Consider the following 23,384-nt stretch of genomic DNA (forward strand, 5'->3'; position numbering starts at 1 on the left):
CAGCTGCGGCGCATTGGCCGTGGGCAAGGCGGTTATGCCTTTGCCCGTGGCCAATGCGCCTTGATATAAGATCTGGCAAAGGCCCTGCTGCCGGGGCTCTGACCCCGGCCTCAATGGCCCCCTCCAGACACGACGCCCCAAGAGGACGATAATGGACATTCCCAGCGTATCCGACGAGCTGCTGCAAGCCATCCGCACCATCCCGGATTACCCCAAGCCTGGCATTCTGTTCCGCGACATCACCACCCTTCTGGGCAACGCCCGTGCCTTCCGGCGGGCTGTGGATGCGCTGGTGCAGCCCTGGGCTGGTTCCAAGGTGGAGCAGATTGCCGGCATTGAGGCGCGCGGCTTCATTCTGGGCGGTGCCGTGGCGCATCAGCTGTCTGCCGGCTTTGTGCCGATCCGCAAGAAGGGCAAGCTGCCCTGGCAGACGGTGAGTGTTGCCTATTCGCTGGAATATGGCCTTGATGAAATCGAGATGCACAGCGATGCAATCAATCCGGGCGACAAGGTAATCGTGGTTGATGACCTGATCGCCACCGGAGGCACGGCGGAGGCTGCCTGCAAGCTGCTGCGCGGGCAAGGTGCGGAGATTGTCGCCGCCTGCTTCATCGTTGACCTGCCGGATCTGGGCGGACGTCAGAGGCTGGAAGCCATGGGTGTGCCGGTGCGCACGCTGCTGTCTTTCCCGGGGCATTGACCATGGCTGGGCAGCACGGGCACGGACCGGATTTTTCCCCTGTGTTCAGGGCTGCCTTTGCCGATCTCCTGCACTGGCGGCGTGACGTGCGCCGCTTCCGCAAGGACAGTCTGCCGGATGGCCTGCTGGATGAGATTCTGGCGCTGGCCGATCTTGCTCCCTCCGTTGGCAACAGCCAGCCCTGGCGCATCGTCAGGGTGGAAAGTCAGGCCCGGCGGGACGCGGTGACGAGGCTGTTCGAGCAGGAAAACACCCGGGCCCTTGCTGCCTATGACGGCGAAAAGGCGGAGCTTTACGCAAGGCTCAAGCTGGCTGGCCTGCGGGAGGCTCCGGTTCACCTGGCGGTGTTTTGCGATCCGGACCCGGAGCAGGGCCATGGCCTTGGCCGTGCAACAATGCCGCAGACACTTGCCTTTTCTGCCGTTGGCATGGTCCAGTGCCTGTGGCTAGCAGCGCGCGTGCATGGCGTCGGGCTCGGCTGGGTGTCGATCATCGATCCGCAGGCCGTTAGGACAACGCTGGACGTGCCTTCCGGCTGGGAGCTGATCGGCTATCTCTGCCTAGGGTTTCCCGAGGAGGAGCACCTGGTGCCGGAGCTGGAGCGGGAGGGCTGGCAGGCCCGCACGCCGCTGCAGACACGAATTTTGACCCGTTAGGAGGTTCTATTGGGAGTCATCATCAGGCCGATTGAGGACAAGGACCGTCCTGCCCTTGCCCAGTTGCTGGAAGAGCGGTGGGCGGGTGTGGAAATCCTGCTGGATGGCGCCATGGTCGATGCCTCGGCTCTGCCGGGCTTTCTGGCAGAGGATGACGGCCAGCTTGCCGGGGCGGTCACTGTCATCCGGCGGGAGAGTGAATGGGAGATTCTAACGCTCGACTCTCTCAGCCGCTGGGCCGGTACGGGTACGCAGTTGCTGGATGCCGTCGTCAGCGAAGCCCGCAGCCATGGTATTCCGCGCCTGATGGTGCGCACCTCGAATGACAATCTGGATGCTTTCCGCTTCTACCAGCGGCGCGGTTTCCGTCTGGAACGCATCGTGCAGGGCGTCATCGATGATGAGCGCGAACTCAAGCCGGAGATCCCGCTGACAGGCGAATACGGCATTCCGCTGCATGACGAAGTGGTGCTCGGCCGCAGCCTTTAGGCTGCGGCAATCCGAAGGTTAAGCCTGCTGCGGTCTGCGGCGCAGGTAAACCTTGCTTTCAAAACTGAAGACGAGTTCACCGTTCTGGTTGGTGCCCTCATTGCGGCCGCGCAGCACGCCCCAGTCCGGGCGCTGCGGGATATCGTCCTTGGCAATCACGACGCTGGCGTAGGTGATGGTGTCGCCGGCGAACACGGGTTTGATCCATTTGAGGTTTTCAAAGCCGGGGGAAGGGCCGCGCTCCACCGGCGTTTCCCCGCGGGCTATTGTTTCGGCATCCAGTTCCTGCATGGTCAGGATCAGGCGCCGCATGAAGGCGGAAGCCGTATGCCAGCCGGAGGCGCACAGACGCCCGAAATGAGTGGCCGCTGCGCCTTCTTCCGTCAGATGGAAAGGCTGTGGATCGAAACTGGAGGCAAAGCGGACGATGTCCTCTGCGGTGAAGTGATGGGAGCCAAGCTCGACGCGCTCGCCCAGCTTCATCTCGTCAAACCAGGTTCTCATGCGCCCGCCTCCGGTGCGGTTTCACGGCAGGAAAAGAGGATCGGGTTCTCCAGCACCATCACGGTGTCGCCGTTCTGGTTGGCGACCGAGAAGGCAAACGTGACAAGCCCCAGACCGGGCCGCGAACGCAAGGGCCGGCTGCTCAGCACCTTGGCCTCTGCCGTCAGTGTGTCGCCCGGATAGACGGGCCGCCGCCATGTGAGGGTGTCGATGCCTGGCGCGCCCTGACCGGCGGAGTGAGCCAGCAGCCCGTCCACCAGCATGCGCATGAACATGGACGCGGTGTGCCAGCCCGATGCGGCAAGGCCGCCCAGAAGCGAGGCTTTTCCGGCCTCTTCATCGAGATGGAAGGGCTGAGGGTCGAACTCTGCCGCGAAGGCGACGATCTCGTCCTTCGTGACAGTCTTCTTGCCGAGGGAGATGATCTCGCCGGGCGAGAAATCTTCGAAGTAGCGGTGGGCGGTCATGGGACTTGTTTTATCTTGCCATGACCGCCCGCGCCAGTGGTTGATGGGGCTCAATTCCGCTTATGGCATATGCTCCTTTTGGTGGAGCTTCACTGCCAGCTTAGACTTCGCGATTGGCCGGGGCGTGCATGACACGCTCCGGGCGTCTCAGTCGTAATACATCTCGTTGTCGTCCAGATAGACGTTCGAGGCTTCGCAGATGTCGATGGAGACAGGGTCATCCAGCACTTCTCCGCCATCTGTCCCAAGCCAGCCGACCTGGAATGTCTGCTCGCATGGGCCTGTGTTGGCGTGGAACGTTGCACGCACATCGTCGCCCGGAGCCAGACGGTTGCTCAGCCAGTTGTCACTCCAGCCATCGCCTCCGTTGGTGTAGAAGCCAACAACGGTGTTGCTGTCCGTGTTGTTGTAGATCTGAAAATAGCCTTCCTGCCCGGTTCCGGCCGCCATCAGCGGCGCAGTTGCGGTCAAGGTTGCGGCAACTGCCGCAGCTAGAAAACCGAAGCTTTTCATCATGCTCCCCACGGAACCATGGGCAAGTTGCGACTCTTCGCAGCCCAGAAGCTCGATGAAAAGCAAGACCACTGCCGTCGCGGCGTGTAAAGGCAGCGTTAAATATCGATAATCAATGCATGTTGAAATTGTGCACTCTCTGGGTGAGCTCCAGGAAATGATATATCATGCATTGCCGATCAGCACGCCCGCTGCGAACACCAGTGATCCGCCAAGGACCACCTGCAGGGCCGCGCGCCAGAAAGGGGTTTCCATATAGCGGTTCTGGATCCATGCAATGGCCCAGAGTTCAACAAAGACGACGGCTGCAGCCAGACTGGTCGCTGTCCAGAATTCCGGAATGAGGTAGGGCAGGGCGTGGCCAAGTCCGCCAACCGTCGTCATGATGCCGGACGAGAGGCCGCGTTTCAGTGGCGAACCGCGCCCGGATAGCACCCCGTCATCATGCGCGGCTTCCGTGAAGCCCATCGAAATGCCGGCGCCAACGGAGGCGGACAGGCCGACGAGGAAGGTCTGCCAGGTGTCCTGCGTTGCAAAGGCTGCCGCAAAGATGGGTGCGAGTGTCGAGACTGAGCCATCCATCAGCCCGGCGAGACCGGGCTGCACGTAGGTGAGAATGAACTGCCGGTGGGCCGTCTTGTCTTCTTCGGCCCGTACATCCGTGGGGGTCAGGGCCTCGCCGAGAGCCTCGGCACGGCTCTCGTGGCCGCGTTCGGCCATGGCGAGATCTCCAAGGAGCTTGCGGGTCGCCGCGTCGCTGGTCCGCTTTGCTGCTTCTTCATAAAAGCGGGCCGCCTGATCCTCCATCTGCTCGGCCATCGCCCGCACCTTTTCAAGGCCCAGCGGACGGACCAGCCAGTCCGGCTTGCGGGTATAGTATCCGCGCACATGCTCGCGCCGGATCAGCGGTATCGTGTCGCCAAAACGGTCCCGGAAGAGGGCAATCAATTGCTGCCTGTGCCCGTTTTCCTCTTCCGCCATGGCATCGAACACAGATGCAGAAGCCGGAAAATCATCCCGCAACCCATCGGCATAGGCCCGGTAGATCCGGCTGTCATCTTCTTCAGAGGAGATCGCGAGGGCGAGAATCTCGGCCTCGCTCAGCGATGAAAAGTCGCGGCGGCCAGTCGACAGAAACCGGGAGAACATCTGCGGGATCCGATCAGAAAAGGATGAGAAAACTCCCTGCACTCTAAACCGCAAGAAATGTCAAAACCACCCATGATAGGCCTAGTGCGTCAAAGTGAGTGAGCAGCATGACCTTCCAGCCCCCTTCGGATCTGTCCCAGGCCAGAACCTACGAGCGGCGCTTTGCCCGTGTCATCGAGCATGTGCACGACCATCTCGATGAGCCGCTTGATCTCGATCAGCTTGCGGATATCGCCGCCATGTCGCGGTGGCATTGGCACCGGGTTTGGCAGGCTTGTTTCGGCGAGAGTGTGGTCGCCATGGTGCGGCGTCTGCGGATGCAGAGGGCAGCCACCGCGCTGGCCAGAGGCGAGACGGATCTGGACCGGCTGGCCCGGGAGGCAGGCTATGGCAGCCTCGCCGCCTTCACCCGTGCGTTCCGCCAGTCCTATGGACTGCCGCCCGCCACGTACCGGGACGAAGGTTCGCACCGGCGTTTTGACAAGGACTGGACCCCACCGGCCCTGACGCGGCCGGCTGACCTTGGAGCTTCTCCCATGCATGACATCGTCATCCGCCAGGAACCGCAACGCGTACTGGCCAGCATCGCGCACAAGGGCCCTTACATCGAAATCGGCCGCGCGTTTGAGCTTTTGATCGGAAGCCTTGCCAGCCGCGGGCTGATGGACAAGGCAGGCGTGATGATCGGATTTTACTACAGCGATCCGTCCGTGGTGCCGGAACAGGAGCTGCGTTCGGCCGCAGCGGTCGAGTTGCGGCAGGACATTGCTTTTTCTCCGCCGCTCGAGCGCATCGATGCTCCGGCGCAGCGCTATGCCGTGTTGCGGCACAAGGGTCCGTATGCGGACATGAAGGCCGCCTACGACTGGCTCTACGGCACCTGGCTGCCGGTATCTGGCCATGAGCCAGCCGATGCGCCGGTCATGGAGATTTACCTTAATAACCCCCGTGACACGGCCCCGTCCGATCTTCTGACCGACATCTGCCTGCCGTTGAAATAGGGTCAGACCACCGCGACGGTCAGCGGCGCAAAGCCCTCGACACGGGCCTCCAGCTTGTCGCCGCGCGCAACCGGTCCAACGCCGGACGGTGTGCCGGTCAGGATCACGTCACCGGCTGCCAGCATGAAATACTCCGACAGATAGGCGATCATTTCCGGGATCTTCCAGATCATCTGGTTGAGATCGCCGCTCTGGCGCAGGGTGCCATTGACGGAGAGTGTGATCGCGCCAGCCTGCGGATGGCCGCAGACGCTTGCCGGGACCACCGGACCGATGGGCGCAGAATGCTCGAAGGCCTTGGCCGTGTCCCAGGGGCGGCCCATGTCCTTGGCCACCGCCTGGAGGTCACGGCGGGTCATGTCGAGGGCCACCGCATAGCCATAGACGTGGGAGAGAGCGTCCTCGACAGCAATTCCGCAGCCGCCAGACTTCAGCACCACCGCCAGCTCCACCTCATGATGCACATCCGCCGTCTTGCCTGGATAGGGGAACGTCCCGGAGGCATCGAGATTGTCCGGGTTCTTCTGGAAGAAGAACGGCGGCTCCTTGTTGGGGTCGTGCCCCATCTCCACCGCATGGGCCGCATAATTACGGCCGATGCAATAGACCCGGCGCACCGGGAACAGCGCATCAGTGCCTGCCACGGGCAGGGCAGGGATCTTCGGAACGTCGATCACAAAGCTGGTCATGGTGCGCTGCTCTTTCGGGGGCTGGTGTCAGGTGTTGAACTTGAACAGCATCACATCGCCGTCCTTGACGATGTATTCCTTGCCTTCGTCACGCGCCTTGCCGGCTTCCTTGGCGCCAACTTCACCGCCGAGGCTGACGTAGTCGTCGAAGGCGATGGTCTGGGCGCGGATGAAGCCTCGTTCGAAGTCCGAGTGGATGACGCCGGCCGCCTGCGGGGCCTTGGTGCCGCGCGTGATGGTCCAGGCGCGGGTTTCCTTCGGGCCTGCGGTGAAATAGGTGATCAGGCCCAGGAGGTCGTAACCAGCGCGGATCAGCCGGTCGAGACCCGGCTCTTCAAGGCCAAGCGTGTCGAGGAATTCCTTCTGCTCTTCATTGTCGAGCTGGGAGATTTCTGCCTCGATGGCCGCAGAGATGACCACGGAACCAGCACCCTGCGCCTTTGCCATTTCGGCAACCTTGGCGGACAGCTCGTTTCCAGTGCCTGCCGAGCCTTCTTCCACGTTGCACACGTAGAGAACGGGCTTGGAGGTGAGCAGGTTGAGGCCCTGCAGGATCTTTTCCTCCTCGGCATCGGCGAGCTTCAGCGTGCGCACCGGCTTGCCGTCCTGCAGCAGGGCGAGGGCAGCTTCCATGATCGGGGCGATGGCCTTGGCTTCCTTGTCGCCGACCTGCGCCTTCTTCTTCATCGGGGCAAGGCGGCGCTCAAGGCTTTCCATGTCGGAGACCATCAGCTCGGTCTCGACGGTCTCGGCGTCGGAGATCGGGTCGATCTTGCCTTCCACGTGGGTGATGTCGTCATCAACGAAGCAGCGCAGCACGTGGACGATGGCGTCCACCTCGCGGATGTTGGCAAGGAACTGGTTGCCAAGGCCTTCGCCCTTCGATGCGCCGCGCACGAGGCCAGCGATGTCCACGAAGGTGATGCGCGTCGGAATGATTTCCTTGCTGCCTGCGATCTTGGCAATCGCCGTCATGCGCGGGTCCGGAACGGCCACTTCGCCGGTGTTCGGCTCGATGGTGCAGAACGGATAGTTGGCAGCCTGAGCCGCCGCCGTGCGTGTGAGCGCGTTGAAGAGCGTGGACTTGCCGACGTTGGGCAGGCCGACGATGCCGCACTGGAAACCCATGGGAGATCGCTTTCGGTTTGATCGAAGATTTGAGCCGCTTCTTGCCCGAGGGGGCGGGCAAGGTCAAGCATTGCGAAGACGGAAGGCGGGTCAGTCCTGCCCGCCGCTCTTGCCCAGCAGCTTCTTCAGCATCTCGGCCATGGGGCCGGAGGTGGGCAGGGCGGGGGCCTTCGGCTGGCGGGCCTGGCGGATGTGGCTCTGGCCTTTGGGAGCCGGGCGGGGCGCAGGCTGGGTGGTGGCGCCGCCGGTTTCCGCAGCCTTGCGCTTTTCCGGGCGCTGTGCCTTTTCCGGCTCCAGTTGAAGTGTCAGCTTGTTGGCAAAGGTGCTGTCCTGGCGTTTGGCCAGCAGCTCAGCATGACCGGCGATGCCGTCAAACAGCAGCTCCAGCCATTCACTGTCAGCCTTGGCGAAGTCACCAAGCACATAGTTGGAGACAAGCTTCTTGTCGCCCGGATGACCGATGCCGAGCCTCAGGCGGCGGTATGCGTCGCCGATATGGGCAGTGATGGAGCGCAGGCCATTGTGGCCGCCATGGCCGCCGCCGGTTTTCATGCGGAACTTGGCGGGCGGCAGGTCCAGCTCGTCATAGATGACGAGGATATCCGCCGGTTCCAGCTTGTAGAAGCGCATGGCCTCGCCGACCGAGCGGCCGGACTCGTTCATGTAGGTCATGGGCTTCAGCAGCATGATCTTCTCGCCGCCGATCGTGCCTTCGCTCACCTCGCCCTGAAAGCGGGCGCGCCAGGGAGAGAAGCCGGAGTAACGGCGGTGGATTTCGTCCACCGCCATGAAGCCGATGTTGTGCCGGTTGCGGGCATATTGTCCGCCCGGGTTGCCGAGGCCTGCGATGATCTGCATGGCATGTCCGTAGCTGCGCAAGCGGGAAAATTGCGCTGGCCTTGGGGCTGCGCGGTGTCAGCGTCCGCTTACAGCAATGGGCCGCCCCTGTCGAGACGGCCCATTGGTCTGCTGCCTTCGCAGAGCCCTGCGGCTTCATGCCATGCCCGGGGGAAGCATGGCGGCTGTTGCCTCAGGCCTTCTCCTCTGTAAGAGCCGTGCGGATGCGGGCCTGTTCAGCGGCTACGTGAGGCAGCAGCTCGCTGCCGCCCGAGACCTGTTTTTCCATCAGGAATTCGGACATGCGGCGGTCCAGTTCGGTCAGTCTCTCATTACGGCGGTTCGCGTTGCTCTTTGTCCCGAAACCGCGCATGGCGAACCAGAAGGTTGGCGAACCGGTGCTCATGCGCGCACCATGCCGTTCCCCCGCGGTTCCTTGCGGAAGAATTCCTGTTCCGCCTGGATGATCTGCTCCTTGAGGCGAAGGCGCAGTTTCTTGAGGGCTGTAAGGCGGATCGTGTCGGTGTGAGGGCGGCGGGCCTCCCGTTCGATCTTCGCATCAAGAATGGCATGACGGACGCGCAAGGCGACCAGCTTCCGGTGCATGTGTTCCTCCTTTCATTTCCCAGCCATCTTGATATGGGTGATCCATTCGATTGTAAAAATACATAGACTGTATGACATCAATAGATATTATCTATCTCATGCCTTACCGTCCTTCGCACCGTCAGCTCGAGTATCTTGTCGCCGTTGCCGAGCATGGCCACTTTGGCCGTGCGGCCCGTGCCTGTAACGTTTCACAGCCGACACTCTCGGCGCAGCTGAAGCTGCTTGAAGACCGGCTGGGCGTGGTTCTGATCGACAGGGGAGGAGCCCTGGTCCAGGCGACGCCGGCAGGTCACGCGCTGCTGTCTCATGCAAGAACGGTTCTGGAGACGCTGGACGAGTTTGTGCGCGAGGCAAAGGCTGCGGACAAGGGACTGGGTGGCCTGATCCGCCTGGGTGTTGCCCCCACGGCTGGTCCATATCTTCTGACGGGTGTGATCGAGCTCCTGCAGGAGCGTGTGCCGGGTCTTCAGCTGTACATCCGGGAGGAGAGGCCTTCGCTGCTGGAAACGGCCGTACGGGAAGGTACTGTGGATTGCATCCTGACGCCTCAGCCTGTCCGGGAAAGCCGCCTTGTCAGCGATGATCTGTGCGTTGAGAGGATCTATCTGGGACTGCCGCAACGCCACCCGCTGGCTGCCTTGCCGGCGTTGTCCGTCTCAGACCTGCACGGCGAACGGATGCTCACGCTTGGGCGCGGGCACAGGCTTTATGATCAGGTGCAGACGCTTTGCGCCGCTTCAGGCGCGATTATGAGCGAAGATTATGAAGGCACCAGCCTTGATGCCCTGCGCCAGATGGTTTCCATCGGCATGGGTCTGTCGCTGTTTCCCGCTGCTTATGTGGCGTCGGAATTTGCGCGGGAGCGGCAAGTGGTGCTGCGGGAACTGTCCGGCTGGCCCATGCAGCGGCACATCGTGCTGGCCTGGCGGGAAGGTTCACCGCGTCAGGCACATTTTCAACGGCTGGCGAAGCTCGCCCGCGAGGGGATTGCATCCTCGGGCCTTGAAGGCGTCAGCTTACCGGAGGCATGAATGCAAAAAAGGGGACGCTATGCGCCCCCTTTCGCGGAGAAATCCGGCGAGCCTGAAATCAGGCTTCAGCCGAACCTTCTTCCTCTTCGTCCTTCAGGCCTGCCGGAGCGGCGATCGTGGCGATGGTGAAATCGCGGTCGGTGATCGTCGGATGGCAGTTGGCCGGAACGTTGACTGCGGAGATGTGGAGCGACTCGCCGAGTTTGGCGTTGGCCAGGTCCAGCTCCAGGAACTCCGGAATGGCGTTCGCCGGGACGGTCATTTCAACCGTGTGACGCACGATGTTCAGCACGCCGCCGCGCTTGATGCCCGGGCAGGTTTCCTGGTTCAGGAAGTGAACCGGAACGTTGACCACGAGGGTGGTGTTGCCGGACACGCGCAGGAAATCAACGTGGGTCAGCTCGTCGCGGACCGGATGACGCTGGTAGTCCTTGGCGATCACCTGGTGCTTCTCGCCGTCCACAACGATGGTGGCGATGTGGGTCAGGAAGCCGCCCTTGTGCAGGGCCAGAGTGGTTTCCTTGAGCGGAATCGAAATCGGCAGCGCGGCCTTCTTGTCACCATAGATGACGGCGGGGATGAGACCTTCGCGACGCAATGCACGAGCGGCCCCCTTGCCCACCCGGTTCCGCACAGATGCAGTCAGCTCGTAGCTGGCAGCCATGACAGTACTCCTTCGGATGTAAAAATGGACCGGCGCCTCCCTGACCCATTGGTCAGAGTGACGGGATCGGCCCCTGCGCCGCCTCCAGGGGTGCGGACGCGAGCGGGTCTATAGCCGAAAGGCCGGGAAAGCGCAAGCAATGCGCCCCGGATTGCGGGCGTTTTCAGCCTTTCAGGCGCCGGTCCGTGTTTTCCACGAAGGCCGGATCAACCTTGCGGGCAAAGGCGTTACGCCAGCCTTCTGCCAGCACCTCCATGCGCGAAAGCTCCGCCGCTTCTGCCGGATCAAGACGCGGATTGAAACGGGCAGAAATCAGCCGGCTGAGCGTCCAGTCCGGATGGAGCCGCTCGAGCAGGCGGATGCTGCCGCCTGCTGACACGCTGCCCTCTTCCAGAACCCGGTAGTACCAGCCGGTGAAACCTGTCTTCTGGAAGGCAGGCGCCATGCCCGGCAGACCAGTGTGCATGTTCAGCTTCCAGCAAGGCTGGCGGCCCTGACAGATCTGCACTGTCGCGCCGTCCATCTTGAGAATGTCGCCAAGGCAAAGATTCGCTTCGGTCAGCCCATGGCTGGAAATGTTCTCGCCAAAGCAGCCCGGCTGGAAGAATTCCGCCTGCTCCGGCCATGTGTCAGCCCAGTGGGGCATATGATCCGCAGCATAGTGATGCAGCGCCTTCTCCAGCCCGCCATGAACGGCTGTATCTGCCTGTTCGTCGCCGGAAAGCCCTGTCTTCGAAAGCCAGAGAGCCTCCTGCCTTGCCTGCTTGGCGATGGCACTCGGCGCCTTGCCCTCCCAGCGCTCCCGGGCCTTGCCCGTGAAGACGCCAAGGATGGTTGCTTCCAGATGCTGGATCATGTGGTGTTCCTTTCCGGCGGACTGGCGGACAGCCTACCGGCCGTCAGGTCTGAACGAAAATGAAAAAGGCACCCGTCTCCGGGTGCCTCTTCGGGATCGATCAAAGCACGCCGCAAGCTCAGTTGAACAGGCTCGAGACCGATTCTTCCAGCGCCGTGCGGTTGATGGCTTCGCCCATGAGCGGGGCGATGGAGATGGCGCGGATGTTGGAGGCGGCCTTGATGGCGGCGGTCGGCTCGATGGAGTTGGTGATCACCAGTTCCTTGAGCTTGGAGGCAGAGACGCGGGCAACGGCGCCGCCGGACAGAACACCGTGGGTGATGTAAGCCGTCACCGACTTGGCGCCCTTGTTCAGAAGGGCTTCTGCAGCGTTGCACAGGGTGCCGCCGCTGTCGACGATATCGTCCACGAGGATGCAGTCCATGCCATCGACAGTGCCGATGATGTTCATGACTTCCGATTCGCCCGGACGGTCACGGCGCTTGTCGACGATGGCGAGCGGCGCATCAATGCGCTTGGCCAGCGCACGGGCACGCACCACGCCGCCGACGTCCGGCGAAACGACCATCACGTTGTCGGTGGCGTAACGCTCCTTGATGTCGCGGGTCATGACCGGCGCGGCAAACAGGTTGTCGGTGGGGATGTCGAAGAAGCCCTGGATCTGGCCTGCGTGCAGGTCAAGGGTCAGGATACGGTCGGCACCGGCTTCGGTGATCAGGTTGGCCACCAGCTTGGCTGAGATCGGCGTGCGGCCTGAAGCGCGGCGGTCCTGACGGGCATAGCCGAAGTAGGGGATCACAGCGGTGATGCGGCGGGCCGAAGAGCGGCGCAGGGCATCAATGATGATCAGCAGTTCCATCAGGTGGTCATTGGCGGGGTAGCTTGTGGACTGAACCACGAAGACATCCTCACCACGGACGTTTTCCTGAAGCTCGACGAAAATCTCCTGGTCAGCGAAACGCCGCACCTGGCAGGCAGCCAGAGGAACATCCAGATATTTGGAAATTTCTTCGGCAAGCGCGCGATTGGAGTTGCCCGCGACAATTTTCATGGGCGACTGGTCCTTTTGTGCGACGCGGCAACGCCGGACCCGGAAGGCCCCTGCCTCACGTCTTCAGTTACGCGTCCATGTCACGCACCAGTCTGGTGCGCAGCACCCTGAGCTTTGCTTGTCTCAGGCGGCGGCGTTGTAACAACCCCGCTGCCTTCCGACAACACCACAAAAGGCTGTGGCAGCGCTTTTTTCTGCTGCGCTGCACCTAAGGTAAATACTTAGACGTGCAATTGATGCCCTTAAGGCTCAATACGTGTTCACCCAGGCCTTCAATTCCAGCACAGTGCGTGCTGCGATCTGCTGCAGCGAGGATGCGCTCACCGACATCCACGGATCTCCACTCACGCCGCCAATGGTCTCGGTTCCCGAGATTCGGGTCAGCCGGACGCCATTGGCATCGAAAACGTCGAATACGAAGAAGACCGAGCCACCAGCCGGAGTGCCGGTTGCGGTCAGATACCCTTTCACGCGGTAGGTCGGCTTGGCGTCGATGCGGCGGACAAGCTTCAGCCGTTCAATGCCTGCCCGTGCGCCGATCTCCTGGGCCAGTTCGTCTGCCGTGTTGCCCGGAGCGCCGGTGAAGGGTTCAAAAGCAAAGGTTGCCTGCTCGGCCGGCACCTTGGGCGCGGGCGTCAGCGTCTGGTTTCCCGGCACGGACGGCGTGACAGTCCTTGGTTTAGGGGCTGTCTGGTTGCAGGCCGCAACGGCGAGAAGAAGGGTTGCGGCGCAAAGCCTCTTGGCCGTGGAGGACATGGGTGTCGTCATCTGTTCCCGAATACCGTTTCTGGTGGCGGCCGCCGCAGTCGCCTGAGCGCCGGAAATCCTGTGTGTGGACAGGTTTAGCTTGCCTTGACCGGAAGGTCGAGAGGCAGTTCGGAAAGAGAAACAGGTCCGTCCACGCCGGTGAGATAGGTCCGGCCCAGCGACATGGCCGTTTCCGTGCCCGAATCGGCCAGAATCATGTGCATGAAAATGACCATGTTCGGTTCAACGGCTGCATCATTGCCGTTATAGGCCATGGGCCAGTCCATCCAGCTGGGCGTGAAGCGGGCGCCGAGTGAATAGCCGCAGGCATTGAGGCGGTGCGGCAGCATGTTGCGCGCATCCATGGCAGCCGCATGTGCGTCGAAGATCTCGCCGAAGCTGCAGCCCGTCTGTAGTTTGCTCTCTACGGCTGCCAGTGCCTCGCGGCAGGCTTCATACATGGCCTTGTGCCGGGGTGTTGCGCCTCCGACCGCCACCGTGCGCATCAGGGCCACGTGATAGTGCCGGTAAGTGCCGGCCAGTTCGAGCGTGATCTGGTCTTGTGCCGAAAGCTGGCGGCGGCCGGACTTGTAGCGGCACAGCAGAGCATCGCGGCCAGAGCCAATGATGAATTCATTGCCGGGATAGTCGCCGCCACCCTCGAAGATGGCGTTGTGCATGGCCGCCAGAATGCGGCCTTCGTCCGCGCCGGGCCGGATCTCGTCCAGTGCTGCCAGATAGGCGGCATCGGCCAGCTTGGCAGCCTGCCGTACATAGACCAGTTCTTCGGCGCTCTTGATCGCCCTGAGGCGGGGGATGATGTGCGAGGCATCCGACAGTTCGGCAAAGCTGCGCAGGGCTTCGTCCAGTTCCCGGCCCAGCTTTGCAGTCAAGCCGTGGGTGTCATATTCGATGCCAAGCCGGGCACCGAGCAGGTCCATGTCGAAGAGCATGTCCTTCAGCTGTCCAACCGGGCTGGCGCCGCCCCGGTCTACCCAGATCCGGATATCTGAGATGTTCGACGTGTGCTTGGCCTGCCGCTCGTCGGCCGAGCGTGTCAGCAGCACCTTGCGCCCGTCAGCGGTGACCACGAGGCACTGGAAGAAGCAGAAGCCGAAGGTGTCATAGCCCGTCAGCCAGTAGCTGCTGTCCTGCGCGAACAGGAGCATCGCATCCAGCTTTTCCTCGCTCATCCGGGTCTTCAGCCGCTCGAACCGGCTCTCGAATTCCGCGTCTGTGAAATGCAGCGCCATCGGGTCAGTCTCCTGTCAGCACGAGTGCGGAAATCTGGCGGCCATAGTCTGGCTCTCCGCGGTGCGTGGTGCGCCGGTAGGAGAAGAAACGGGCCTCATCGGCATAGGTGCAAAGCCCAAGGCTTTCTGCCCGGCCTGTGCCAGCGGCCTGCAGACGGGCGATGATGAAGGCCTGAAGATCGAACATGAAATGGTTTTCGCGCCCTGAGGTGCCAAAGAAGCGGCCGCTGCCGGGCGCTTCGGCCTCGAAGCGTTCACGGAACTCCGGTCCAACCTCATAGGCGGCAGCGGAGATGCAGGGGCCGAGCACGGCTATGGTATTCTCCCGCCTTGCGCCCAGCTTTTCCATCGCAGTCAGGGTGTTGTCGAGTACGCCCGTCAGCGCGCCGCGCCAGCCGGCATGGGCCGCGCCGATGACGCGGGCCTGAGGATCGGCGAACAGTACGGGGCCACAGTCGGCGGTGGACACGCCGATGGCAAGGCCGGGCGTGGCGGTCACCAGCGCATCCGCCGTGCGGTCTTCGTCTTCCATGAAGGGCCGGCTGACGGTGATGACATCGGGCGAGTGTACCTGATAGGGCGAGACCAGCTGCTCCGGTGCCACGTTCAGGCTGGCAGCGACGCGGGCGCGGTTTTCCAGCACATGTGCACGCTCGTCACTGGAGCCGAGGCCGATATTGAGGCTGCCGTAGATGCCGGTGGACACGCCGCCCTGCCGGGTGAAGAAGCCGTGGCGGATAATGCCGGGCATGGTCAGAAGGTCAGCGGTAATCATCAAGCCTCTCCGGAATTTGCGCCAGCGTGCGGCGGAAGAGCCTCACTGTCAAACGGGGCGGGAACAAGGCCTGGTTGCGCAATGCACAGCACCTTGAAAAGCTCACCCATTTCCTGCGGAGCAGCCAGGCGTTCCACCTCGCTGCGGATGCGCTCCTGCGTGGCGGTGTCCTTGCCGGAACCCAGTTGCCCGGCGCGCTCCAGCAGCCCCATGCGCAGCAGAAATTCGCCCTGCGTCAAGGGCTGGGCCACATTTGCCCCGCCGCGCCGGGCGGCTGCTGCCAGCACCTCGAAATCCACATGTGCCGTCAGATCCGCAAGGCCGGGTTCGGCCAGCACGTCCTGATAGGCGTGGCGGCTGAGCGCCTGCAGTGTATCGCCGGGGGCAGAGCGCAGGTGGCCGTAGTCGATGAACAGGGCGGCCCCGCCATGCGCGGCAATTCTGGTGGCGATTTCTTCCGCAATTGCGGCAGACAGCGGCGAGGTTTCGAGGATGGCGCCAAGCGGGGCGTTTGCGGCTGTCTGGGGCACGGCCGCCAGCGGCAGGCGGCCCGGACCAGTGCCGAAAGCGAGGTCTCCGGCTTCACTCAGGCCCACCATCCGCTCGCGCCAGCCCTCTGGTGTCTTCACATACTGGTGGATGGGCAGCGCATCGAAGAATTCGTTGGCGATCAGGATCACCGGCCCTTCGGGTACTTCGCGCAGGCTTTCATGCCAGTGTGGCGCGAGCGGCGCCTTGACCAGCGCTTCGGCCTGCCGTGCCTTCAGCCGGGGGCTGATTTCGACGAGATGCAGGCTGGCAGCGCGCAGGAAGGCAGGGCGCAAGCTGGCCATGCGCAAGAGGTCCGCCATCAGCGTGCCGCGTCCGGGGCCGGTTTCCACCAGCCGCACGGTCTGCGGCGCGCCCATCGCATCCCAGACCGAGAGAACGAAAGCGCCGATGAGTTCGCCGAACATCTGGCTCACTTCCGGCGCGGTGATGAAGTCGCCCTTCGCGCCAAAGGGCTCTGCGGCAGTGGTGTAGTAGCCATGCTGCGGATCTGCAAGGCAGGCGGCCATATAGGCGGCCACCGTCATCGGGCCTTCCGCCGCAATCTGGCGGATGAGCTTTTCTTTCAGCGGCGAGGCGGGCAGGGCGTCTCTTCTCATGCGGCCTTCGCTCTGCGCCAGCTCCAGACCATCAGCGCGATGCCAGCAATGACCATCGGACCGGAGAGCAGCATGCCCATGGTGAAGCCGCCGGGCAGGAAGCCGATCTGGGCGTCGGGCATGCGGAATTCCTCGGCGATGGAGCGTGTGATGCCATAACCGGCGGCAAAGGCACCTGCCAGAAAGCCCGGCTTCTGCAGCAGGCCGAAGCGGTGGGACATGAGGCGCAGGACGAGGAACAGCAGCACGCCTTCAAGTGCTGCTTCATAAAGCTGGCTCGGATGGCGCGGGACATAGCCGCCCGAGGGGAACTCCACTGCCCAGGGCACATCCGTGGGGCGGCCCCACAATTCGTCATTGATGAAGTTGGCTAGCCGGCCGAAGAACAGGCCAATGGGGGCGGCAACGCCGGCAAGGTCAAACAGCGTCAGCAGCGGTATGCCACGGGCACGGGCGAACAGCACCATGGCCAGAACGGTTCCGGCAAAGCCGCCGTGGAAGGACATGCCGCCGTTCCAGACGGCAAAAATCTCCATCGGGTTTGCCAGATAGACCAGCGGATCATAAACCAGCACATAGCCAAGACGTCCGCCCACGATGATGCCGACGGTGCCCCAGGTAACGAAGTCATCAATATCCACAAGGCCGGGCCGGGGGACAGCCTGCCACAGCCTGTCCTTCTGCACCGTCAGGCGCATGTAGCGCCAGGCCAGCAGGATGCCCACGATGTAGGACAGCGCGTACCAGCGCAGCGCAAAGGGGCCAACCTCGAAGATGACCGGGTCAACGGCGGGGAAGGGCAGAGCGAGAATGGGCATGCAGGGTCCAGTGCTGTTGATCCGGGGCGATTTGCCAGCGGCACCAGACCTTGCGCATTCCCCCCGATGCGTCAAGGCGCTGCATTGCCGCCTTGAACTTGGAGCAAAAGGTCAATACCTGTGTGACACGGCCCGCAGTGCCTCGCCGGATTGGTCCGGAGAGCAAGCGCAGGGGCTGGCCGTCACCATCTTCAGGAGTGTGTCATGACCCAGGGCCCGAACAGGATTTTCGACGATTTCGCCAAGCTCATGACTGATGCCGCAGGTGTGGCTCAGGGAGCCCGCCGCGAAGTGGAGACCGCTTTCCGCGCTCAGGCCGAGCGTTTCCTGGCCGATATGGATCTGGTGAAGCGCGAGGACTTCGACGTCGCCCGTGACATGGCCGTACGTGCGCTGGACCAGATCGAGGTTCTGGAAGCCCGTATTGCTGCGCTTGAAGCAAAGCTCGCCGAGACCGAGGCAAAGCCCGCGCGCAAGGTCAAGACCGAGGGCTGATCAAGCCCGCGCCGGCCTGAGCAATGTCAAGGCGTGATGCGCCAGCATCTCAGCGCCCTGGCATGAAGCCGGGTTTGCGGCCGCAATACAGTGGCGGCGGGAGGCGTTTGCGCCGTCACAATGCCGTGAAACGGCTTGCGCCGATGCGCAGGAAACAATCGTCCACAGGATTTGATCAAAATCTCAGGGTGGTTTCCTGCTGCATTTGCGAAGGAAGTTTATATACTGATTCCAAACAGGGATTCGCACGCGCCCCCAAATGGGTCCTGTTTTGACCCTGCCGCCTTTGGCGGTTCGGCGCGGCCTCTGTTCAGGGGAAGACGCTGGATTTGCGGAAATCCGCCCCTTATCCGGCTCCCGTAAACGGGGAGGATCGCCATGAGCCTCATCGAAATCGACTTTGAACGCCCCGACAATCCCGTCGATCTCATCGAACACGTGGCTGCGCTCAACGAGTGGGCTTTCGAGCGTTCGGATGATGACGAGATCACCATTTCCATCGGCGGATACTGGTGCGACTATCACGTCTCCTTCTCCTGGATGGAGGAGCTGGAGGCCCTGCACCTGGCCTGCGCCTTCGACCTGAAGGTGACCGAGCCGCGCAAGACCGAGGTGATGCGCCTCCTCTCGCTCGTCAACGAGCAGATGTGGATGGGGCACTTCGACCTGTGGAGCAAGGAAAACGTCATCATGTTCCGCCAGTCCCTGCTGCTTGCAGGCGGTGCGGAAGCTTCCGGTGCGCAGATAGAAGGGCTTCTGGCGAATGCGCTGGAAGCCTGTGAGCGCTATTATCAGTCCTTCCAGTTTGTTGTCTGGGCTGGCAAGACAGCTCAGGAGGCGCTGGAGTGCGCCCTGTTCGAAACCGCAGGAGAAGCATGAGTTTTTCAGCTGAGCGCCCGTTCGCCGTTGTTGGCGCGGGCAAGATGGGCGGCGCAATGATCGCCGGATGGATGGCACGCGGCGTTGATGCCGCCAGCCTTCTGGTTGTTGATCCCGCGCCGTCCGCCTCTCTCGTGGCCCAGCTGGACAGCCACGGCATTGCCCATGCGCCGAAGGTACCGGAAGGCGTCAAGACGGGTGTGGTGCTGCTGGCCGTCAAGCCGCAGATCATGGGCGATGTGCTGCCGGGGCTGAAGCCTGCGGTGGCTGACGATACGCTGGTGCTGTCGGTTGCTGCCGGCACGCCGGTACGTACCTTTGAAGCCGCATTTGGCGATATCGCTGTCATCCGCGCCATGCCCAACACGCCTGCCATGGTGGGAAGGGGCATCACTGCGCTTTACCCCAACGCCCGCGTCACGGCAGCACAGCGCGAGACGGCTGGGCAGCTCCTGTCGGCGATCGGCGCTGTCGAATGGCTGACCTCGGAAGAGCAGATCGATCTCGTGACTGCCGTTTCCGGTTCGGGCCCTGCCTATGTGTTCCTCTTGGCAGAGTGCCTGGCGGAAGCCGGACGCCGCGCCGGTCTTCCGGCGGACCTCGCCGACCGCCTTGCCGAAGCAACGGTGAGCGGGGCAGGGGAACTGATGCACCAGTCTGACGACACGCCCGCAACCCTGCGGCAGAACGTCACTTCCCCCAATGGCACGACGGCAGCGGCCCTGTCCGTACTGATGACGGAAAACGGCCTGCAGCCTCTGATGGACGCGGCTGTCGAAGCTGCTGCCCGTCGCGCCAGGGAACTCGCCGGTTCCTGACGGGGCTGCCGCATTGCTTGCCTTTGCCTCTTCCATGCGGACAGGATGTGCCTACCTATAAGGGGAACACATCCTGCCAAGGCATCCAAGAAGGAGGCGGACATGGCACCGGAAGCAGAAGGCACCTCAGGCAAGACCGGGAAGAGTGGACGCAAAGCTGCGCCACGTCCCGATGACAGGACGACGGCTGTCGAAGCCTTTCTCGGGCTGCTCGCCACCCGGTCCTATGCTGAGATTTCCCTGACTGACATCGCCGAAGCCGCTGGGCTGAAGCCCTCGGCTCTCCGGCAGGCGGTTTCCGGCAAGGCCGAGCTTCTGGCTGCCTTCGCCGGGCAGGTGGATGCTGCCGTGCTGGATGACCGCGACGACAGCATGTTTGATCAGCCGCCGCGCGACCGGCTGTTCGACGTGCTGATGACGCGTCTGGATGCGCTGACGCCCCATAAGTCTGCGCTGGTCCAGCTGCGAAAGGATGCCATGCGTGATCCGGCGCTGGCCATGTGCCTGAATGGTATTGCCGTGCGCTCGCAGGGCTGGATGCTGGCGGCTGCCGGGATTTCCATTCCCGGGATCAAGGGCCGATTGGTGCAGCAGGGGCTTGCGGTTTCCTTTGCCCGTGTGCTCGAAACCTTCCTTGAGGAGGATGACGAAAGTCTTCCGCGAACCATGGCCGCCCTCGACAGGGAGCTGGACCGGGGCGAGGATTGGCTGCGGCGGCTGGGAGCGGTGGAACGGGTGACCCGCCCCGTGGCCTGCGGCCTGATCAAACTCGCCGGCAAGGCGATGTCCCGCCGCAAGTCCCGGCGCAGCGAAGCTGCCCCAGGCGCTGCTCCAAGCGCTGCCTCTGAGGCTGGCGGAGAGGCTGCGGCTCAGCCGGTCTGACGTCCTCTGCCTGTCCGCAAGGGCTTGCGCGGCTGCGCCGGGCGCGGCACTGTGAAGATCCTTTCGCATGGATTTTCCGGAGACCTGCCATGACCCCGAGCGCTCCCGCGCAGCCGATCAGCTTTGATGATTTCCTGAAGGTGGATATCCGCGTCGGGCAGATCATCGAGGCCGCGCCCTTTCCCGAGGCACGGAAGCCGGCGATCAAGCTGGTGATCGACTTCGGCCCGGATATCGGCATCAAGAAAAGCTCCGCACAGATCACGAAGCACTACACTCCGGAAGGCCTCGTCGGGCGCCGGGTGCTGGCAGTGGTCAACTTTCCCCCACGCCAGATCGGCCCGATGCGCTCAGAAGTCCTGACGCTGGGTGTCCCGGATGCAGATGGCGAAGTGGTGCTCATCGCCCCCGATCAGGACACACCGCTCGGCGGGCGCTTGTTCTGAGTTTTACCCCGGAATGCGGAAGCGGGCTCTGAGGCCGCCAAGGGCGCTTTCTTCCAGCTGGATATCGCCGCCGTGGCTGCGGGCAATGTCCCGTGCGATGGCAAGGCCAAGGCCGCTGCCGGAAGCGTCCTGATTGCGGGCTTCATCCAGCCGGTAGAAGGGACGGAAGACGTTTTCCCGCTCTTCCTCCGGAATGCCGGGACCATCGTCGTCGATGACCACGGTCAGCCAGCCGTCCATATGGCGGCCCTGGATATCGACACGGCTGCCGTGCCTTGCTGCATTCATGACGAGATTCATGAGGCTGCGTTTCACGGCATTGCGCCGCATTTCCACTTCCGGCTCGCCGGTGAAACTGGAGGAAACGCTGGCCCCGGAAATCTCGGCGGCCTCCTCCAGCTCCTCCAGCATCAGGGTGATGTCCGCCGTCTCCACCGCCTCGCCATTGTCGCCGCGCGTGAAGGCGAGGTAGTCCTCCAGCATGTTGCTCATCTCGTCCACGTCGCGCTTGAGGCCTTCCGTCTCCGGCGTTTCGGGAATGAGGGCGAGCTGCAGGCGGAAGCGGGTAAGGATCGTGCGCAGATCATGGCTGACACCTGCCAGCATGGTGGTGCGCTGGTCGATTTGCCGCTCGATGCGCCGGCGCATTTCGATAAAGGCCTGCGCGGCCCTGCGCACCTCGCGTGCCCCGCTGGGGCGGAAATCGTCGACCGGGCGCCCCTTGCCGAAGCCTTCCGCCGCATTGGCCAGCCGCTCTATCGGCCGGATCTGGTTGCGCAGGAACAGCATGGCGATGGAAATCAGCACCAGCGAAGTGCCCACCATCCAGACAAGGAAGATATGCGAGTTCGAGGCATAGGTCTGGCTGTGGCGGGCTACCACGCGCAGCACCTTGTCCTTGAGTTGAATGCGGATCTCGACGAAGCGGGAGCGGCCGATGGTGTCCACCCAGAAGGGCTTGCCGATGCGCTGGGAAATTTCGCGGCTGAGATTTTCTGCGACCAGATCGAAGAAGGCCCTGGGCCGGGGAGGGGGCAAGGGTTCGGGGGGCAGGATGGAGACGGACATGTCCAGCGTCCGGCTGCCCATTTCCTCGATCAGCCGGTAATCCGCATCCTGGGGGTAGTTCTCAAGCGTATAGACCAGCGCAGCGATCTCGCGCACCACTGCCTGTGACAGGCGGAAGGTGACCTGCTGGTAGTGCTGTTCCATGATCACGAAAGCGAGCACGGACTGCAGCAGCACCATGGGCGTGACGATGATGAGCAGCGCGCGGGTGTAAAGCCCCTTGGGCATGTGGCTGTAGATCCGCCCTGCCACCTTGTCGTAGATCAAGGAGAGGGGGACCAGCAGCGGATACAGCAGCTTTCCCGCCAGTTTCGCTGCCGGGGACAGAAATGCACCAAAACCTGCGACAAGGCCGCGCAGGCGGCTGCGGAGGCGGGCGGGCGCTTCAGTCACAGGCCAGCCTGTAGCCGATGCCGCGCACCGTCTGCAAATAGACCGGGTTGGCCGGATCATCCTCGATCTTGCGCCGCAGCCGGTTGATCTGCACATCCACCGTGCGCTCGCCAAGGCCGCTGTCATCACCGACGATCTTGTGGCGCGGCACGGTGGCGCCGGGCTGTTCGGCGAAAATGGTCAGGATCTGGCGCTCGCGGTCTGTCAGGCGGATCTGGCTGTCCCCCCGGCGCAGTTCGCCCCGCTCCGTTACGAAGACGAAGGGGCCGAAGCGGATCTCCGGCTGGCGGTCCACGCGCCGCGTTGCGCCCCGCCGCAGGATGGCGGCGATGCGCAGCATCAGTTCACGCGGGTCAAAGGGCTTGGGCAGATAATCGTCCACGCCGGCCTCAAGCCCTGCGATGCGGTCTTCTGCTTCGGCGCGGGCCGTCAGCATCAGGATGGGCACAGGGCTGTCCGCCCGAAGCGACGCGGCAAGATCCAGCCCGTTCTCGCCCGGCATCATGATGTCGAGGATCAGGAGATCAAAGGCGAGGCCTGACAGGCAGCGCCGGGCTTCCGCCGCATTGGCGGCTGTTGTCACCCGGTAGCCGTTCTCCAGCAGCACCCGGCCCAGCAGATCGCGGATGCGGCTGTCGTCGTCAACCAGCAGAATGTGGATGGCGTTGTCGTCCGGCACCCGTGTCATCGTTTCAAGCCTCCGTGTCGGCGAGTTGAGGCGCAGAGCCGCTGCTGCCGGGTTGGGGAATGTTGGAGAGCATGCGGGCCACTTCGGGGCGCCGCTCCGGATCAATCATCTGGAACAGAAACTGGCGCACGGTGGCGGCGTCCTGTCCGGGCAGAGCATCCACTGCTGCATTGATGCGCACCGCCTGCAGTGCATCGAGCTTGCGCGACAGCTTGTGGCCCTTGTCCGTCGTGTGCAGCAGCCGCTGGCGCCGGTCTGTCTCGCCAGGGCGCTGGTCGATGAAGCCCTCATCCACAAGCTGCTTCAGCACCCGCCCAAGGCTCTGCTTGGTGATGCGCAGGATGGCGAGCAGATCCGATACACGGATGCCCGGATTTCTGTCGACAAAGTGCAGAACCCGGTGGTGGGCGCGGCCAAATTCGAGCCCTGAAAGCAGCTGATCCGGGTCTGCCGTGAAATCCCGGTAGGCAAAGAACAGCAGTTCGATCAGGTCATAGGGCGTGGACGGTTGGGTCCCGCTGCCAGGAACGGAGGTGCTGTCTTGGGCCATCTCGGGCGCTGCAGGTGCTGTCTTGAAATTTATGTCAGCCATATTGACTTATTTCTGATCGATTGTTACCTGTAGCGGCA

The 23,384-nt window shown here is 63.0% G+C and carries 30 protein-coding genes; 10 read left to right on the forward strand and 20 right to left on the reverse strand.

Annotated features, from left to right (window positions below):
* Positions 1-151 precede the first annotated feature (151 nt).
* From V6L75_RS19620 to V6L75_RS19630, 3 genes are read left to right on the forward strand one after another with little or no spacing between them, the layout of a single operon-like run.
* The gene (locus tag V6L75_RS19620) at positions 152-700 is read left to right on the forward strand and encodes an adenine phosphoribosyltransferase (protein WP_334253168.1); all 549 of its coding nucleotides are present in this window, start codon (positions 152-154) and stop codon (positions 698-700) included.
* A gap of 2 nt (positions 701-702) precedes the next feature.
* The gene (gene bluB, locus V6L75_RS19625) at positions 703-1,356 is read left to right on the forward strand and encodes a 5,6-dimethylbenzimidazole synthase (RefSeq protein WP_334253169.1); all 654 of its coding nucleotides are present in this window, start codon (positions 703-705) and stop codon (positions 1,354-1,356) included.
* A 9-nt stretch (positions 1,357-1,365) separates the two neighbouring features.
* The gene (locus V6L75_RS19630) at positions 1,366-1,845 is read left to right on the forward strand and encodes a GNAT family N-acetyltransferase (RefSeq protein ID WP_334253170.1); all 480 of its coding nucleotides are present in this window, start codon (positions 1,366-1,368) and stop codon (positions 1,843-1,845) included.
* Positions 1,846-1,863: 18 nt separating this feature from the next.
* On the opposite strand, the gene V6L75_RS19635 is transcribed toward V6L75_RS19630, so the two are convergent.
* The 4 genes from V6L75_RS19635 to mbfA form a co-directional block, all read right to left on the reverse strand.
* On the reverse strand, positions 1,864-2,349 hold the full coding sequence (locus V6L75_RS19635; RefSeq protein WP_334253171.1) for a MaoC family dehydratase: 486 nt from the start codon (positions 2,347-2,349) through the stop codon (positions 1,864-1,866).
* On the reverse strand, positions 2,346-2,816 hold the full coding sequence (locus V6L75_RS19640; protein ID WP_334253172.1) for a MaoC family dehydratase: 471 nt from the start codon (positions 2,814-2,816) through the stop codon (positions 2,346-2,348). Before V6L75_RS19640 ends, V6L75_RS19635 begins: the two co-directional genes overlap by 4 nt.
* Before the next feature lie 147 nt (positions 2,817-2,963).
* A complete protein-coding gene (locus tag V6L75_RS19645; protein ID WP_334253173.1) occupies positions 2,964-3,329 on the reverse strand; it encodes a hypothetical protein in 366 nt (121 codons plus the stop codon).
* A 165-nt stretch (positions 3,330-3,494) separates the two neighbouring features.
* Positions 3,495-4,478, reverse strand: coding sequence for an iron exporter MbfA (gene mbfA / locus V6L75_RS19650; RefSeq protein ID WP_334253174.1), 984 nt, complete (start codon positions 4,476-4,478; stop codon positions 3,495-3,497).
* A gap of 107 nt (positions 4,479-4,585) precedes the next feature.
* Between mbfA and V6L75_RS19655 the strand changes: the two genes are divergently transcribed.
* Positions 4,586-5,479 carry an AraC family transcriptional regulator gene (locus V6L75_RS19655; protein ID WP_334253175.1) on the forward strand — a complete coding sequence of 298 codons (894 nt, stop codon included), beginning with the start codon at positions 4,586-4,588 and terminating at the stop codon, positions 5,477-5,479.
* A gap of 2 nt (positions 5,480-5,481) precedes the next feature.
* Here the strand turns inward: V6L75_RS19655 and V6L75_RS19660 are convergent, their stop codons facing one another.
* From V6L75_RS19660 to V6L75_RS19680, 5 genes are all read right to left on the reverse strand, one after another.
* Positions 5,482-6,168, reverse strand: coding sequence for a fumarylacetoacetate hydrolase family protein (locus tag V6L75_RS19660; RefSeq protein WP_334253176.1), 687 nt, complete (start codon positions 6,166-6,168; stop codon positions 5,482-5,484).
* Between the two features lie 27 nt (positions 6,169-6,195).
* On the reverse strand, positions 6,196-7,296 hold the full coding sequence (gene ychF / locus V6L75_RS19665; RefSeq protein ID WP_050474988.1) for a redox-regulated ATPase YchF: 1,101 nt from the start codon (positions 7,294-7,296) through the stop codon (positions 6,196-6,198).
* A gap of 90 nt (positions 7,297-7,386) precedes the next feature.
* Positions 7,387-8,154, reverse strand: a complete 768-nt coding sequence (gene pth, locus V6L75_RS19670) for an aminoacyl-tRNA hydrolase (RefSeq protein WP_334253177.1) — start codon at positions 8,152-8,154, stop codon at positions 7,387-7,389.
* 172 nt (positions 8,155-8,326) lie between these two features.
* A complete protein-coding gene (locus V6L75_RS19675) occupies positions 8,327-8,539 on the reverse strand; it encodes a hypothetical protein (protein WP_334253178.1) in 213 nt (70 codons plus the stop codon).
* The gene (locus V6L75_RS19680; protein ID WP_334253179.1) at positions 8,536-8,739 is read right to left on the reverse strand and encodes a YdcH family protein; all 204 of its coding nucleotides are present in this window, start codon (positions 8,737-8,739) and stop codon (positions 8,536-8,538) included. The genes V6L75_RS19675 and V6L75_RS19680 overlap by 4 nt, the downstream gene beginning before the upstream one ends.
* 98 nt (positions 8,740-8,837) lie before the next feature.
* On the opposite strand from V6L75_RS19680, the gene V6L75_RS19685 reads away from it, so the two are divergent.
* The gene (locus V6L75_RS19685) at positions 8,838-9,773 is read left to right on the forward strand and encodes a LysR substrate-binding domain-containing protein (protein WP_334253180.1); all 936 of its coding nucleotides are present in this window, start codon (positions 8,838-8,840) and stop codon (positions 9,771-9,773) included.
* Between the two features lie 58 nt (positions 9,774-9,831).
* On the opposite strand, the gene V6L75_RS19690 is transcribed toward V6L75_RS19685, so the two are convergent.
* From V6L75_RS19690 to lgt, 8 genes are all read right to left on the reverse strand, one after another.
* Entirely contained in the window at positions 9,832-10,437 is a 606-nt protein-coding gene (locus V6L75_RS19690; RefSeq protein WP_334253181.1) for a 50S ribosomal protein L25/general stress protein Ctc, read from the reverse strand.
* Positions 10,438-10,600: 163 nt separating this feature from the next.
* Complete coding sequence (locus V6L75_RS19695; RefSeq protein WP_334253182.1) at positions 10,601-11,293, reverse strand: MOSC domain-containing protein; 693 nt, start codon at positions 11,291-11,293, stop codon at positions 10,601-10,603.
* 118 nt (positions 11,294-11,411) lie between these two features.
* Entirely contained in the window at positions 11,412-12,344 is a 933-nt protein-coding gene (locus tag V6L75_RS19700; RefSeq protein ID WP_334253183.1) for a ribose-phosphate pyrophosphokinase, read from the reverse strand.
* Between the two features lie 249 nt (positions 12,345-12,593).
* Positions 12,594-13,112 carry a hypothetical protein gene (locus tag V6L75_RS19705; protein ID WP_334253184.1) on the reverse strand — a complete coding sequence of 173 codons (519 nt, stop codon included), beginning with the start codon at positions 13,110-13,112 and terminating at the stop codon, positions 12,594-12,596.
* 74 nt (positions 13,113-13,186) lie between these two features.
* Entirely contained in the window at positions 13,187-14,344 is a 1,158-nt protein-coding gene (locus V6L75_RS19710; RefSeq protein ID WP_334253185.1) for a M24 family metallopeptidase, read from the reverse strand.
* 4 nt (positions 14,345-14,348) lie between these two features.
* Positions 14,349-15,119: a peptidoglycan editing factor PgeF gene (gene pgeF, locus V6L75_RS19715; RefSeq protein WP_334253186.1), complete on the reverse strand. Its 771-nt coding sequence runs from the start codon at positions 15,117-15,119 to the stop codon at positions 14,349-14,351.
* On the reverse strand, positions 15,119-16,267 hold the full coding sequence (locus V6L75_RS19720; RefSeq protein ID WP_334253187.1) for a class I SAM-dependent methyltransferase: 1,149 nt from the start codon (positions 16,265-16,267) through the stop codon (positions 15,119-15,121). Before V6L75_RS19720 ends, pgeF begins: the two co-directional genes overlap by 1 nt.
* Entirely contained in the window at positions 16,264-17,085 is an 822-nt protein-coding gene (gene lgt / locus V6L75_RS19725) for a prolipoprotein diacylglyceryl transferase (protein ID WP_334253188.1), read from the reverse strand. Before lgt ends, V6L75_RS19720 begins: the two co-directional genes overlap by 4 nt.
* Before the next feature lie 204 nt (positions 17,086-17,289).
* On the opposite strand from lgt, the gene V6L75_RS19730 reads away from it, so the two are divergent.
* The 5 genes from V6L75_RS19730 to V6L75_RS19750 all read left to right on the forward strand — a co-directional run bounded on the left by V6L75_RS19730 (position 17,290) and on the right by V6L75_RS19750 (position 20,605).
* A complete protein-coding gene (locus V6L75_RS19730) occupies positions 17,290-17,580 on the forward strand; it encodes an accessory factor UbiK family protein (protein WP_334253189.1) in 291 nt (96 codons plus the stop codon).
* Between the two features lie 378 nt (positions 17,581-17,958).
* Positions 17,959-18,459, forward strand: coding sequence for a type III secretion system chaperone family protein (locus tag V6L75_RS19735; RefSeq protein WP_019963954.1), 501 nt, complete (start codon positions 17,959-17,961; stop codon positions 18,457-18,459).
* Positions 18,456-19,277: a pyrroline-5-carboxylate reductase gene (gene proC / locus V6L75_RS19740; RefSeq protein ID WP_334253190.1), complete on the forward strand. Its 822-nt coding sequence runs from the start codon at positions 18,456-18,458 to the stop codon at positions 19,275-19,277. The genes V6L75_RS19735 and proC overlap by 4 nt, the downstream gene beginning before the upstream one ends.
* 102 nt (positions 19,278-19,379) lie before the next feature.
* Positions 19,380-20,159 carry a TetR/AcrR family transcriptional regulator gene (locus V6L75_RS19745; protein WP_334253191.1) on the forward strand — a complete coding sequence of 260 codons (780 nt, stop codon included), beginning with the start codon at positions 19,380-19,382 and terminating at the stop codon, positions 20,157-20,159.
* Between the two features lie 89 nt (positions 20,160-20,248).
* The gene (locus V6L75_RS19750; RefSeq protein WP_334253192.1) at positions 20,249-20,605 is read left to right on the forward strand and encodes a tRNA-binding protein; all 357 of its coding nucleotides are present in this window, start codon (positions 20,249-20,251) and stop codon (positions 20,603-20,605) included.
* 3 nt (positions 20,606-20,608) lie between these two features.
* On the opposite strand, the gene V6L75_RS19755 is transcribed toward V6L75_RS19750, so the two are convergent.
* The 3 genes from V6L75_RS19755 to V6L75_RS19765 form a co-directional block, all read right to left on the reverse strand.
* On the reverse strand, positions 20,609-21,901 hold the full coding sequence (locus tag V6L75_RS19755) for an ATP-binding protein (protein ID WP_334253214.1): 1,293 nt from the start codon (positions 21,899-21,901) through the stop codon (positions 20,609-20,611).
* 157 nt (positions 21,902-22,058) lie between these two features.
* Positions 22,059-22,754: a response regulator transcription factor gene (locus V6L75_RS19760; protein WP_334253193.1), complete on the reverse strand. Its 696-nt coding sequence runs from the start codon at positions 22,752-22,754 to the stop codon at positions 22,059-22,061.
* 4 nt (positions 22,755-22,758) lie between these two features.
* Complete coding sequence (locus V6L75_RS19765; protein WP_334253194.1) at positions 22,759-23,304, reverse strand: MarR family winged helix-turn-helix transcriptional regulator; 546 nt, start codon at positions 23,302-23,304, stop codon at positions 22,759-22,761.
* Between the last annotated feature and the right edge of the window lie 80 nt (positions 23,305-23,384).

Origin of the sequence: Pannonibacter anstelovis, assembly GCF_036881715.1 — a bacterium.
Lineage (GTDB): Bacteria > Pseudomonadota > Alphaproteobacteria > Rhizobiales > Stappiaceae > Pannonibacter > Pannonibacter anstelovis.

Coding starts and splice junctions, on each gene's coding strand:
- bluB (WP_334253169.1), top strand. CDS start 703: ATGGCTGGGCAGCACGGGCACGGACCGGATTTTTCCCCTGTGTTCAGG.
- V6L75_RS19720 (WP_334253187.1), bottom strand. CDS start 16,267: ATGAGAAGAGACGCCCTGCCCGCCTCGCCGCTGAAAGAAAAGCTCATC.
- V6L75_RS19755 (WP_334253214.1), bottom strand. CDS start 21,901: ATGCCCAAGGGGCTTTACACCCGCGCGCTGCTCATCATCGTCACGCCC.
- V6L75_RS19680 (WP_334253179.1), bottom strand. CDS start 8,739: ATGCACCGGAAGCTGGTCGCCTTGCGCGTCCGTCATGCCATTCTTGAT.
- V6L75_RS19700 (WP_334253183.1), bottom strand. CDS start 12,344: ATGAAAATTGTCGCGGGCAACTCCAATCGCGCGCTTGCCGAAGAAATT.
- V6L75_RS19710 (WP_334253185.1), bottom strand. CDS start 14,344: ATGGCGCTGCATTTCACAGACGCGGAATTCGAGAGCCGGTTCGAGCGG.
- V6L75_RS19765 (WP_334253194.1), bottom strand. CDS start 23,304: ATGGCCCAAGACAGCACCTCCGTTCCTGGCAGCGGGACCCAACCGTCC.
- V6L75_RS19730 (WP_334253189.1), top strand. CDS start 17,290: ATGACCCAGGGCCCGAACAGGATTTTCGACGATTTCGCCAAGCTCATG.
- V6L75_RS19705 (WP_334253184.1), bottom strand. CDS start 13,112: ATGACGACACCCATGTCCTCCACGGCCAAGAGGCTTTGCGCCGCAACC.
- V6L75_RS19745 (WP_334253191.1), top strand. CDS start 19,380: ATGGCACCGGAAGCAGAAGGCACCTCAGGCAAGACCGGGAAGAGTGGA.
- V6L75_RS19760 (WP_334253193.1), bottom strand. CDS start 22,754: ATGACACGGGTGCCGGACGACAACGCCATCCACATTCTGCTGGTTGAC.
- ychF (WP_050474988.1), bottom strand. CDS start 7,296: ATGGGTTTCCAGTGCGGCATCGTCGGCCTGCCCAACGTCGGCAAGTCC.
- V6L75_RS19690 (WP_334253181.1), bottom strand. CDS start 10,437: ATGGCTGCCAGCTACGAGCTGACTGCATCTGTGCGGAACCGGGTGGGC.
- V6L75_RS19750 (WP_334253192.1), top strand. CDS start 20,249: ATGACCCCGAGCGCTCCCGCGCAGCCGATCAGCTTTGATGATTTCCTG.
- V6L75_RS19735 (WP_019963954.1), top strand. CDS start 17,959: ATGAGCCTCATCGAAATCGACTTTGAACGCCCCGACAATCCCGTCGAT.
- V6L75_RS19620 (WP_334253168.1), top strand. CDS start 152: ATGGACATTCCCAGCGTATCCGACGAGCTGCTGCAAGCCATCCGCACC.
- V6L75_RS19695 (WP_334253182.1), bottom strand. CDS start 11,293: ATGATCCAGCATCTGGAAGCAACCATCCTTGGCGTCTTCACGGGCAAG.
- V6L75_RS19660 (WP_334253176.1), bottom strand. CDS start 6,168: ATGACCAGCTTTGTGATCGACGTTCCGAAGATCCCTGCCCTGCCCGTG.
- mbfA (WP_334253174.1), bottom strand. CDS start 4,478: ATGTTCTCCCGGTTTCTGTCGACTGGCCGCCGCGACTTTTCATCGCTG.
- V6L75_RS19655 (WP_334253175.1), top strand. CDS start 4,586: ATGACCTTCCAGCCCCCTTCGGATCTGTCCCAGGCCAGAACCTACGAG.
- proC (WP_334253190.1), top strand. CDS start 18,456: ATGAGTTTTTCAGCTGAGCGCCCGTTCGCCGTTGTTGGCGCGGGCAAG.
- V6L75_RS19645 (WP_334253173.1), bottom strand. CDS start 3,329: ATGAAAAGCTTCGGTTTTCTAGCTGCGGCAGTTGCCGCAACCTTGACC.
- V6L75_RS19635 (WP_334253171.1), bottom strand. CDS start 2,349: ATGAGAACCTGGTTTGACGAGATGAAGCTGGGCGAGCGCGTCGAGCTT.
- pgeF (WP_334253186.1), bottom strand. CDS start 15,119: ATGATTACCGCTGACCTTCTGACCATGCCCGGCATTATCCGCCACGGC.
- V6L75_RS19640 (WP_334253172.1), bottom strand. CDS start 2,816: ATGACCGCCCACCGCTACTTCGAAGATTTCTCGCCCGGCGAGATCATC.
- pth (WP_334253177.1), bottom strand. CDS start 8,154: ATGCAGATCATCGCAGGCCTCGGCAACCCGGGCGGACAATATGCCCGC.
- V6L75_RS19675 (WP_334253178.1), bottom strand. CDS start 8,539: ATGAGCACCGGTTCGCCAACCTTCTGGTTCGCCATGCGCGGTTTCGGG.
- lgt (WP_334253188.1), bottom strand. CDS start 17,085: ATGCCCATTCTCGCTCTGCCCTTCCCCGCCGTTGACCCGGTCATCTTC.
- V6L75_RS19685 (WP_334253180.1), top strand. CDS start 8,838: ATGCCTTACCGTCCTTCGCACCGTCAGCTCGAGTATCTTGTCGCCGTT.